Genomic DNA, 11,595 nt, shown 5'->3' on the forward strand with positions numbered 1-11,595 from the left:
GATTGGCCCGCAGAGCAACGACTGCCCGCAGCTCACCGAGCGATTCATGCTCGAACGCCGGACCCGCTCGGCCCGTTCACCGGCACGGAGACATCTATTCCGGAGAAGTCCTCCGGGTCAGCCCCGACGGTGGGGGTCTTGGGACATGAGGTCGACTCCCCACATGACGGCGTCGAGCCGGGCGGCAACGCGACGCCGCAACTCCCAGACAGTACCGACCCATCGGACCGACCCAATCCCACCCCATGACCGACCGGTGCCGACACGGAGGTGTCGTCCGGGCCGAGATCGGGTACACCTCTCCGCTCTCAGATGCCTGTGGTTCAGCAGCATGCCACCAGTCTGCGCGCGAAGTCATACGCGTCGAACACCAGGAACACGAGTGGAACCAGCAGAATCATGGCGATGGTTTCCAGGGCGTTAGCCATCCGGCTCAGACGCACGGCGGTGATGTCGCCGAGACGGATGGCGCTCAGAGCGAGGATCGCCACGACGGCCGCCACCAGCAGTCCAGTCGTCAGAAAGGTGCCGCCGACAGCGGCCAAACCGAGCCGGGGAGGCGTGACCGCGGCAGCGGTGGCTAGGCCGGTGGTCGCGACGACCAGTATCGGGAAGACGTGCTCGGCCCTGGTGAAAGCACGTGACCTCAGCGCGAAGATGAGCGCCGTCGTGGCACCGAGCGCCGGAGCAGGTACACCAGGCTGGAGGAGAAGCACGGCGACTGCCACACTCGCGGCGACGGCCGTACCCGCGGCGATTCCGCTCACGAGCGACTGTCCAACGGCTACCGAACGAGTCAGGCCCGCGCGTCTCACCTGCTCCGCTCGCTCCTCGGCTCGGATCAGGTCCACCAAGCCGGAGTTCGCGACCGCGAATTGCGGTGCCAAGCCGATAACGACGAGCAAGAGCACCGTCGTCACGGCAATGGTGCGGTCCAACGGCAGGCCGACCACGACGAGGATCACGACGAGCAACGAGGAGGAACCGAGCACACCACCGGCGATGCCCACCGCTAGGTACCGACCTCCGAGCAGCGTGAATGGCAGGAAGGCGATACCCACACCCACGGTCGACACCGCGACGGTCACCACCGGGTCGTATCCCCAGTTCATCGAGCCGCACCAGCCCGCCAGCGCCCACACCGGAACGCCAGCAAGAGCTGTGAACATCCCTCCTCGTCTAGGCAGCAACCTGGTGAGTCCGGTCGTCACGACACCCAGGATGATCAGTACGGCGAACACGAGTGGACCGCTGTCCGCCACGGTCGTGCAGAGCAACGCCGAGAACACCAACACCGCAGCGGCCAACGCACTCATGCCCGCAACCCGTGCATCACCTACCCACTCCAGCCCTTCACCGACTGTGCGGGCGCCGTCCAGGCGAGCGGCGGCCTCGTCAACCACGTCTTCCACGAACGGCGGCTCCGGCGCTTCTTGCGGCGGCGTAAGGTGGACGACGGCTGCGTCGATGATGCCAGCGTCGTCCAAGCTGCGCTCGGGATTGAGGATCCCGTGGGCGGTTGTGGAGAGGGTCCAGGGACCGCCGGGGGGTTCGGCTTTCAGCGATAGCAGCGCGCGAAGCTGCGGGATGAGGGTGACGACGGGTTGTTGCGCGGGCAGGCTGACGTCGGCTTGGCGGCCGTCGGCCATCACGGTCACCCTTGTGAAACGAGTGGGCATCGCTGTGCCACTTCCTGTCTCGCTGGTAGCGGATCGCAATAATGTAGACGCTGGGAGTAATCGCCGGTACGCGGTTCGGCGGGGAAGGGAGCGGTATGGCGCAGCGGGTTGTGCACCGGCCCGCGCGGCAGCAGCCGCCTCAGCTGGATCTGACGTCGATCGAACTCGTGGCCCCGCCCACCGTGCCTGACAGCGGTGGTGGGCTTGCGCACTCGATGCAGGTTGTGCTGCCGATTCTGGGCGGTGGCGGGTCACTGTTGATGTTCGTGTCCTACGGCAACCCCATCATGCTGGTCGCCGGGACGGTCATGCTCGCCGTGACCGTCATCGGCGGCGTGGTGATGTTCGTGGCGCAGCGGACGGGCTCGGCGCGGCGGTTCGCGACGCAGCGCCGCCGTTACCTGGACTACCTGGACGAGAAGCAGGAGGTCCTGCGGGAGTCACGGCGCGAGCAGCGGGTCACGGCGTTGCACCGGCACCCCGACCCCGCAGGCTTGGTGCACCTGGTCGACGATCCGCACCGCTTGTGGGAGCGCCGCCTGTCCGATCCGGACTTCCTGGTGACCCGGGTCGGCCTAGGGCAGGAGCAGCTGTGGCGGCGCGTCACGCTGCCGTTGACCGACAACCCGCTCGTGGAGCTGGACCCCATCACCCAGGCCGCGGCGACGCTGCTGGTGGAGCGCGACCGTGTGCTGGAGGACATGCCGGTGGCCGTGCCGTTGGACGGTGTGGTGTCAGTGGTCGGACCGCCCGGTGAGGCGCGCAACGCGCTGCGGGCGATCGTGTCCCAGGTCGCCGCCTTGCATGCGCCGGATGACGTGCGCGTCGCCTGGTGCCTCGGGCGCACAGCGGCACCGGAGTTCGACTGGGTCAAGTGGCTGCCGCACTCCCTTGACCCCGACTCGTACGACGGCCCCGCGCCCAGCCGGCTGGTAGCGGCGGATCGGGTGTCCTTCGCCGCCTTGCTGAACCGGGAGCTCTCCCGCCGGGTCGAAGAGCTGGCCAAGATGCAGCGCTTCGGCGGCAAGGCCGGGGCACGGGTCCGCGGCGGGCGGCTGGTGCTGGTGGTCGACCAGGTGTCGGTCGGCAAGGTCGACCTACTGGGCGACCTTGCCCCGGACACCTCCGGCCGGGATCTCGGTGTCTGCACGGTCGTGCTGGTGCCGCACCGCGCCGCCGAGCCGTCGCACGTCGACGTGCGGGTTACCTGTGACGGCGGCGACGTGCTGGTCGAAGACCTGCGCAAGGCGGCCGCAGGAGACGACGAGGCCGCCGCGGTGGCCCGGCGGATGCGGGGCGCTCCGCGAGGGCGTGCCGACGTGGTGACGGTCGCTCAAGTGGAGACGTTGGTGCGGCACATCTCGCCGTTGCGCCTGGTGCCGGATAAGAACGATGACGCGCCGCTGGAGGCGACCGTCGACTTGCGGGGCCTGCTCGACATCGCCGACGAGGCGAGTTACGACATCGACACGCTGTGGGCGCCGCGTCCGTTGGCGGACTTCCTGACCGCTCCGTTCGCCGTAGGCCCGACCGGGCAGCGGGTCGTGCTCGACGTCAAGGAGGCCGCTCAGCACGGGATGGGGCCGCACGGGTTGTGCGTCGGCGCGACCGGTTCGGGCAAGTCCGAGGTGTTGCGCACGCTGGTGCTCACGTTGGCCATGACGCATCCTCCGGAGCGGCTGGCGCTCGTGCTGGTCGATTACAAGGGCGGTGCGACGTTCGCGGGCATGGGGCCGCTGCCGCACACCTCGGCGATGATCTCCAACCTCTCCGACGACACCGGTCTGGTGGACCGGTTGCGCGAGGCGTTGCAGGGTGAGATGAAGCGGAGGCAGGAGATCCTGCTGGCTGCGGGCAACCTGCCCAACGTCACCGAGTACAACCGCCGCCGGGACGCCGGTGAGCCGCTGGCGCCGTTGCCGAACCTGCTAGTGGTGATCGACGAGTTCGGCGAACTGCTCACCGCCAAGCCCGACTTCATCGAACTGTTCATCGCCATCGGCCGGATCGGCCGCTCCATCGGCGTGCACCTGCTGCTGGCGTCCCAGCGGCTGGAGGAGGGCAAGCTGCGCGGCCTGGAGTCGTTCCTGTCCTACCGGATCGGCTTGAAGACGTTCAACGAGCAGGAATCGCGCACCGTGCTCGGCCGCCCTGACGCTTATCACCTGCCCCCGCTGCCGGGTTCGGGCTACCTCAAGTTCGACACCACCGTGTTCGACCGCTTCAAGGCCGCCTACGTCTCCGGCCCGTACCGACCGCCCGCCGGGCACGAGATCGTGGAAGCCCCGCCGACCCCGGTGCCGTTCCCGCTCTACAACGAGACCAAGGCGTGGCTCGAACGCACCACCCCGCCGGAACCGACCGGTGTCGAAGACGAGCCCGTGGAACAGCTCAGCACGCTCGACGTCGTCGTGCAGCGGCTGGGCAAACACGGCAACCAGGCCCACCGCATCTGGCTACCCCCACTGCCCACCTCCCTCCCGCTCGACGCCGTCACCGGTGAACTCACCGAACAGGACGCCTACGGGTTGACCGTGCTCGACACCACCGCCCGCGGCGGGCTGGTCATCCCCCTGGGTCTGCTCGACCGACCCGCCGACCAGACCCAGGAGACCCTCACCGTCGACCTGTCCGGCGCGGGCGGGCACCTGTGCGTGATGGGGGCGCCGCAGACCGGCAAGTCGACGCTGCTACGCACCCTCGTGCTCGGTGCGGCGATCACCCACACCCCGCACGACCTCGCCTTCTACTGCGTGGACCTCAGCGGTGGCACCCTCGGACAGCTGACCGGGTTGCCGCACGTCGCCGGGGTCGCCGGACGCCTGGACACCGACCGGGTCCGCCGCACCGTCACCGAAGTCGTCACCCAACTCGACGAACGCGAACGCCTGTTCGCCGAACACGGCATCGACTCCGCCGACGCCATGCGCCACCTGCACCGCACCGGACGACTGCCCCAGCTCGCCGCCGCCGACATCGTGCTGATCATCGACAACTACCCGGTCCTCAAGAACGACTACGAGGACCTCGCCGACCTCGTGCACGACATCGCCGCCCGCGGCCTCGGCTACGGCGTGCACCTGGTCCTCACCACCGGCCGCTGGGCAGACCTGCGCATGCAACTCCAGGCCACCATCGGCTCCAAGATCGAAATCGCCCTCAACGACCCGCTCGACTCCTCCATCGAACGCAAAGCCGCCGACAACGTCCGCACCGCCGACACCAGAGGCCGCTGCCTCACCACCGACAAACTCATCGGTCAGATCGCCCTCCCCCGCCTCGACGGCATCGACAGCCCCGCCACCACACAGGCCGCACTGGACGACGCCGTCCGCCACATCGCCCACGCGTGGACCGGACCACGTGTCCCCGAATTGCGCATGCTGCCCACACTCGTGACCCTCGACCAACTGCCAGAGGTCTCCCGACACGAACGCAGAGCACGCCTGGGGGTCGACGAAGCCGAGCTCCGCACTACCTTCGTGGACCTGTTCGGTGACGATCAGCACCTGCTCGTCCTCGGTGACACGGGCTCGGGCAAGACCAACCTGCTGCGGCTGCTGGTCCACGACCTCACCAGCCGATTCACCGACGACCAACTCGTCTTCGCCGTCATGGACGTCCGCCGCACCCTGCTCGACGTCGTACCCGAGGACTACCGAGGCGCCTACGCACCCACCACACAAGTCGTCGCCGCCCTGGCAGCGACCCTGGCGCAGGAACTCCGCGGCCGACTGCCCTCCGATACCGTCACGCCGGCCGAACTCCGCGACCGGTCGTGGTGGAAGGGGCCGGAGATCGTGGTGCTCTGCGACGACTACGACCTGGCCTCCACCACCGGAGGCCCAGGCCCCCTCGCCCCACTGATCGAATTCCTCCCCCAGTCCCGCGACCTCGGCTTCCACCTCGTCCTGGCCCGCCGCAGCGGCGGCGCCAACCGAGCCCTGCACGAACCACTGCTCACCCGCATGAAAGAAGTCGGCTGCGCCGGCCTCCTGCTGTCCGGAGAACGCCAGGAGGGCCCGATCTGGCCCGGCACATACCTGGCCCCGCAACCACCGGGTCGCGGCACCCTGGTCCGCAAAGGCCGCAAACCAGTGCTGATCCAGACCGCCCACATCAACACCACACTCGACCGATGAACTTCGGACCTGGAGGCTCCGATCCGAACCTGACGTAGAACGCACTCGGAGCCTGAGCGGCCCGACGAAGACGTGGCATTACGGAGGTGCCGATTCGACCCTGTAGACACGAACCGGCACACGACCTTTCCGCCCAAATCCACACGTCAGACGCATGATCGCCGACTGCGCAGGCTCGAGCCCTGCCGGGGATTCGAACCTGCGCAGCTACTGCCGACTCCCTCACATCCACCGATCGACACGACGATGACCTTGGAGCGTTACGACTCACCGACGGAGCCTGCCTGGCCCAACCCGGTCCCGCGACCGGACATGCCCCGGGAGCACCATCCCAAACGACCGCCGCGAAGACCGCCTGCGTTGTCACCACCAGCACGGCCCAGCGCACCAGGTGCCAGCGTGCACGATCTATGAGATCACCAGCTACGACCACCTGGACAACGCCGCAGCGCGCGTCGATCACCACCAGGAAGAACACCCGAACGGAGGACACAATTCGCTTTAGCCAACGCGACCCCATTTCGCCCCGCGCAACCCGATCCTCCCAGAATCCTCCCAAACACGCGGTTACCGACCAGTACAGACTACTGTGGACGGTCGCTCCAAGATCGGACCGAGCGTACGAAAAAGCCCGCTGACCTGGTGTTATACCCAGATCGAGCGGGCTTCTTCAGACCGTCGGGACGACAGGATTTGAACCTGCGACCCCTTGACCCCCAGGACGTCCAGGTAATCGCCCGGCAGGGAAAACACTGTCTCCACTATCGGCTCACGAGAACTACCACCTCAGGTATTGCTGCCGTTGCTGGCTTTCTGGTCCACACATGGTCCACAGCGCCACGCTACTTGATGGACCGCCAAGCGAAGCAGGAGAGCATGGAGTATCCAATAAGTTCACTTCGACAGAGACGTAAGGTTACACGAAAAGCCAACCCTACAACTGAAATCGAACGAAGCCTAGCACTTCACTCTTTACCTGCACTCGAATCGACACCAAGGCTTGCGTCGGCAATATCTTGCACAGTCTTTTCGGTATCCGAATCAAGCGTTAGCATGGCATGATACGACAACCCATCCCCAATGCCGAGATCCTTCCGCATTGAATCCACAAGAGCCCTCAAATCACCGCGAATAGAAGCAAAATCAGATTCGCTAAATTTGTCCAACTTGAGGTAATTAATAACCTTCGCCATTAGCGCACCGGTCAATATCGAGACTTCCTTGTCCCCAATCATCTGAACCTTGGTCGCCCTGGAGAGCAAATCATCAAGAGACGTGGGCGAAAAATTCGAGTATTTCTGCAACCCGAAAATTCCTTCGACCGACTCCCTCAAAGTTGCATTATGCCTTGTTTTAACCTCAAAGGGAAGTTCTTCAAAACTTTCCACAGTTCGAACAGAATTCTGACTTTGATACACTCCCAGCACTGCCGCCTCAGTTTTCCTGCGGACACTTTTAACTATATGCCCCACCATTACCGCAGCTTCAACCGTACCAACGAAATCAGAGTAAACCTGACGCTTTTCCTTGACGAATTCAGCCTCTCGCTGTCCTTGAAGCTGCTTTGTCAATGTTGCCAATTGGGCACCCTGCTGACTTTTGGCGGTGCGGTATGTGAAGTACATACCCGTAAGTCCCGTAGCAAAAGTTGCTACAGGAGGAACCCATTCCCAAGCCATTAGAAACCTTTATCAACTTTCCAGAAGATACGGATCGCGCCACCGCCGCAAACAACGACAACGAAGGCACACTACTTGCGTCATAAAATTCCCGAACAAGAGTTCCCTAGCCAGGCAATAAGCCTCCGGTTCCTAGAAATGCCAGTACTCCCACGCCGATCAACCACCATGGTGAGAACCAGCCGAGAATAACGGATGCGAGAATCAAGGTTGAGGCCAGTAAAAGCGCGGCGGAAAACTTCCGCAACTGTCGAGTCTCGTCACGATCGGCTCTCTGAAGCTCCGGGATGTTCGCCTCATACTCCAACATCTCCTCCGTGAGCCGGTCGATCTCCGCCTGAAGCCTTAACCAGACCGGCCCTTTGTAGCTGGTTTCATCAAGTAGCCTCGCCTTGTCTTTGATCTCTCGCCGGAACTGCTCAAGCTCATCCTCGTATGTATCAAGATCCCGTGAACTCACGTGCCCCTACCTCACATCCTGGTTCCGTGCAGAATCTCACCACGGTGCGACCATGCAAGATGGATCGCAGCGGATGCACCTGGAGACAGGTGCCCTGACTGACGTAGTCGCTCGATCGTGTTGCCTTCGAACGGCAATGCCTTGGCGGGGATAGTCCCCTCATCGTTGCTGTCCACTGCGTCCCTGAACATCTCGTCATAGGTGTCCGGCTCAATCACTGCGACCGTAAGAAGGTCGCCGGACAGCGTGAGCGCATCCAGCGTCATACCCAAGCAGTATACGCGGATACAACCATCCCCCAGTGCACGGTCAAGCGAGGCGAAGGGCTCAACGCGCTCATAGTCGATGGGCTGCCCGCTGCCGTCGTATTCGGCATGCCCGAGAAGCTCTTCCGCGAATTCGCGCTGGATGTTGCGCCAGATTGAGAAGTCGTTCGCCACCGATTCGGGAAGCACGCTTGACGGCTGGAAAATTCCCGCCGGAAGCAGGTGAGCCATGCTGCCGCCACCAGCGACGCGCCCGCCGTCACGTTGGTGCAGGATCATGCTGGGGCTCTCCCCCGCCCTGATGGTCAGCGTCCCGATCGCGCCCATGAGCGGACGGCGGGTGAGGTCGAACGGGTCTCCGATCAGCTTGCGGAAGGCGAGTCGCCGCCACGACGGGCGGGTCAGTGTTACGTCGCCGTGTTGGTCGCGTGAGAGGTGGTGCATCGCCATCTCGTGCGCCAGCGCTTCGTTGGTGTCCATGGAGTCGAAGAAGCCCATGACTCCGAACTGGAACTGGATGACCGGCAGCGTCCAGTCCATGCCGACCAGTCGGAAACAGAGCCGGTTCTCGAACAGCCGCGGGGACGCCAGGTCTCGGATGGCGTGGCTGTAGCGCCGGTAGCGCTGCTCGGTCGACGCAAGCGGGCGGACCTGGGCGCTCTCGGTCTCGGAACCGTTGATGGCCGGCGCGTCCGAGTGGGTGTCGAGGTCCAGCACAACCTTGTTGAGTGGTACGGGCTTCGGCGGGATCCAGGATGGGTGCGCGATGACCCCCGTTCCCTCCAGGCCCGGCACCTGGCCGTCGGGGTACAGCTGCTGCGCCGCGACCGCCAAGGCGCGACGGTGCCCACCCAGCAGTTGCCGAGCGTCCTTCCAGCGCTTCTGGTCCTGCTCGACCCTTGGGTCGAGGGCGCCCGGCGCAGCTACGAGCGTCAGCAGCTCATCGCTCGTCGTCACCGCGGGCGTGGACGCCCGTTGAGGTCGGCGGAAGCCGAGTTCGTCCACCGCACGATCGAAGTGCTCAGCGAGAAGCCGGCGGTAGAACGGCTGTGGCCAGTCGACTTCGCCGCGCTCCCATCGCCCCACCGTCTTCTTGGTGAGGTTGGGGTGCTTGCCGTGCTTGCGCGCCGCCAGGTCGTTCAGCTCGCGGGCCAGGTCCTCTTGGGAGAGGCCGGCGTCTTCCCGCAGGGAGATGAGCGCGACGTTCGGGGTTCGGGCTTCAGGGGACACGACCATGCAGTCACGTTAGGACCTTGAACGGCCCTGAGCCCGCAATGTCCCCTCAATGTCCCCCGTCTGGTCTCAAGCCGGGTATTCGTCGTGGTCGATCGACCGTTGACTACTTGGTGTGCTCGTTCCATGACTAAGAGCACAGCCCTGAAAGATCTTCAGGCCAGCGCCGACGCGCTCTCGGCTGCCATAGGCAAGCTCATGATCGCGCGTCGTCGTCAGCTTGCCGCCGCTCGATCGCTTCGAGCCGGGCGGTAATCGAGTTGACCTGTTCTCGCAACTCCGCCAGCTGCTTCAGCACGGGGTCGTCGGCATCCGGATCGTCCGGGTCGTGCCCTTCGAGCACGAACCACAGGTGGTCGCGAGGCCACCCGAGCGCTTCCGACAGCGCTGCCAGCGTCCGCTTGCTGCGATCCCGCGGCTGGAGGTTCTGCTGGATCTCCCGGACGGTCTGCAACGACAGGCCAGACCTCGCCTTCAGCTCGGCCTGCTTCATGTCCAGTTCCGCCATACGGGTGGTGATGGCCGTTGCGACGGCTGCCCAATCCTTGGCCACAGACCCTCCTGAGCTGCTGTTTTCAGCACCAACATTAGCGCTTACAGATCGCTCGCCCCCTCCACGACCCCTCCCATGTGTTGACACTGCTAGTTTCAGTACTAATCTCAGCACTAGCACTAGTTGCTCATCTCTCAGGGATCACAGACAGGAGCACTACGTGGAGACGAACACGCCCCGGATGTTCCGGGTGAAGGCGGTGGCCGACTTGCTGGACGTGTCCCCCGCGACGATCTACCGGGCCATCGAGTCCGGTGCTCTGCGGTCGCTGAAGTTCGGGTCCGGGAAGGGCGCGTTGCGCATCCCGGAGGACGCGATCGCGGACTACGTGAAGGCGTGCGAGCAGTCGGCCCCGGCGACGCAGATGTCGGTGGTGGCGTGATGAACGAGAGCACGCTCAAGAAGCTCGACGGCTGGGCCGACAGGTCGTGCCTGGACACGGACTTGGAGTTGTGGTTCGGCCCGTCCAACGACCTGCCCCCGCACCTGCGGGAGCCGCGGGACCAAGCCGCTTTCCGGGAGCAGACGGCGAAGGCGGTGTGCTCCGGCTGCCCGATCCGGGTCGAGTGCCTGGAGTCGGAGTTGGCGCGGTCGATCTACGACCAGCACGGCGTGCGCGGCGGGATGACCGCCGGGGAGCGTCGGGAGCTGATCCGGCAGCGCCGCAAGCCGGCCGCCGCCGTGGTGCACGTGGGCGAGGTGGCGTGATGACCGAGTTGGCGAGGGCAGCCGCGGTGGCCGCAGAGGTGTTGGCCGAGCACGGCGATGCGCTGACGGTGTGGGCGGTGGACGTTCGCGGTGGTACGGGCAATTTCCTCACCGGTGCCCACGTGTCGTTGCAGATCGGTTACCGGCCCACGGGTGAAGCCGTGTTGGAAGCGGTAGCGCGGGCCGCGCTGGTGCTGGGCTTCGACCACGTCCAGCTGCACCCGGTCAACGGGCACGTGCGAGTGGTGGCGGTGGGAGAGGTGTCCACGTCGGCGGGGACCGCCCGTGTGGAGGCGTGGGACCACCTGACCGGCGGCGACATCGAGCGCGCCGCTGAGCTGTTGAAGATCGGCCTGCACCGCGACACCGACCCGGTGTACGTGGCCACGGTGGACCTGCTGGGTGTTCTCGCGGCGGTGGCGTGATGGGGCGCCGGTCGCGGGTCGAGTTCCGCACGGTGGTGCTGCCGTGGAACGGGATGGCGGTGGTCAGTCGCGGTCTCCGGGACGGGTTGCCGGTGTTCGGGTGGCGCGGCCGTCCGGGCGCGGTGCCCGCCGGGCTCTACACCCGCAAGCAGTTGCGCGCCAAGGGGTTGCAGCCCGGTACCGCCGACCCGGATGCGCTGTTGGTGTTCCGGCACCGCATCCCGGCGCGCACCGAAGAGGTGTGCGAGCTGTGGCGCGAAGAAGTCGCGGTGCCGGTCCGGGCCATGACGCCGGGCATGTGGCGGTCGCACCACGCGGCGATGCGCGCCCGCCGCTTCTGCCAGGACCACCTGGGCCACGTGGACCACATGGTCCGGGGACCGCGCAAGCAGTGCGCGGACTGCTTCGCCGCCGACACCGCCGAGGAGTTCGAGGGGAGCGCGGCCTGAT

10 protein-coding genes are annotated in these 11,595 nt (G+C 65.5%); 5 read left to right on the plus strand and 5 right to left on the minus strand.

Annotation, left to right across the window (positions count from 1 at the left end):
* Positions 1–323: 323 nt before the first annotated feature.
* Positions 324–1,658: an EsaB/YukD family protein gene (locus tag ACFV4N_RS08340; protein WP_499671804.1), complete on the minus strand. Its 1,335-nt coding sequence runs from the start codon at positions 1,656–1,658 to the stop codon at positions 324–326.
* A 131-nt stretch (positions 1,659–1,789) separates the two neighbouring features.
* Here ACFV4N_RS08340 and eccCa point away from each other — a divergent pair, with 131 nt between their 5' ends.
* Entirely contained in the window at positions 1,790–5,821 is a 4,032-nt protein-coding gene (gene eccCa, locus ACFV4N_RS08345) for a type VII secretion protein EccCa (RefSeq protein ID WP_499671805.1), read from the plus strand.
* A 965-nt stretch (positions 5,822–6,786) separates the two neighbouring features.
* On the opposite strand, the gene ACFV4N_RS08350 is transcribed toward eccCa, so the two are convergent.
* The 4 genes from ACFV4N_RS08350 to ACFV4N_RS08365 all read right to left on the minus strand — a co-directional run bounded on the left by ACFV4N_RS08350 (position 6,787) and on the right by ACFV4N_RS08365 (position 10,012).
* The gene (locus tag ACFV4N_RS08350; RefSeq protein WP_499671806.1) at positions 6,787–7,500 is read right to left on the minus strand and encodes a hypothetical protein; all 714 of its coding nucleotides are present in this window, start codon (positions 7,498–7,500) and stop codon (positions 6,787–6,789) included.
* Positions 7,501–7,606: 106 nt separating this feature from the next.
* Entirely contained in the window at positions 7,607–7,960 is a 354-nt protein-coding gene (locus ACFV4N_RS08355) for a hypothetical protein (protein ID WP_499671807.1), read from the minus strand.
* An 11-nt stretch (positions 7,961–7,971) separates the two neighbouring features.
* Positions 7,972–9,462 carry a helix-turn-helix transcriptional regulator gene (locus tag ACFV4N_RS08360; RefSeq protein ID WP_499671808.1) on the minus strand — a complete coding sequence of 497 codons (1,491 nt, stop codon included), beginning with the start codon at positions 9,460–9,462 and terminating at the stop codon, positions 7,972–7,974.
* A gap of 193 nt (positions 9,463–9,655) precedes the next feature.
* Positions 9,656–10,012: a hypothetical protein gene (locus tag ACFV4N_RS08365; RefSeq protein WP_499671809.1), complete on the minus strand. Its 357-nt coding sequence runs from the start codon at positions 10,010–10,012 to the stop codon at positions 9,656–9,658.
* A 160-nt stretch (positions 10,013–10,172) separates the two neighbouring features.
* Between ACFV4N_RS08365 and ACFV4N_RS08370 the strand changes: the two genes are divergently transcribed.
* From ACFV4N_RS08370 to ACFV4N_RS08385, 4 genes are read left to right on the plus strand one after another with little or no spacing between them, the layout of a single operon-like run.
* On the plus strand, positions 10,173–10,394 hold the full coding sequence (locus ACFV4N_RS08370; protein WP_499671810.1) for a helix-turn-helix transcriptional regulator: 222 nt from the start codon (positions 10,173–10,175) through the stop codon (positions 10,392–10,394).
* A complete protein-coding gene (locus ACFV4N_RS08375) occupies positions 10,394–10,720 on the plus strand; it encodes a WhiB family transcriptional regulator (protein WP_499671811.1) in 327 nt (108 codons plus the stop codon). Before ACFV4N_RS08370 ends, ACFV4N_RS08375 begins: the two co-directional genes overlap by 1 nt.
* The gene (locus tag ACFV4N_RS08380; protein ID WP_499671812.1) at positions 10,720–11,145 is read left to right on the plus strand and encodes a hypothetical protein; all 426 of its coding nucleotides are present in this window, start codon (positions 10,720–10,722) and stop codon (positions 11,143–11,145) included. The genes ACFV4N_RS08375 and ACFV4N_RS08380 overlap by 1 nt, the downstream gene beginning before the upstream one ends.
* Entirely contained in the window at positions 11,145–11,594 is a 450-nt protein-coding gene (locus ACFV4N_RS08385) for an RRQRL motif-containing zinc-binding protein (protein WP_499671813.1), read from the plus strand. Before ACFV4N_RS08380 ends, ACFV4N_RS08385 begins: the two co-directional genes overlap by 1 nt.
* The last annotated feature ends 1 nt before the right edge of the window (position 11,595 follow it).

This window comes from Actinosynnema sp. NPDC059797 (genome assembly GCF_042732085.1).
GTDB lineage: Bacteria > Actinomycetota > Actinomycetes > Mycobacteriales > Pseudonocardiaceae > Actinosynnema.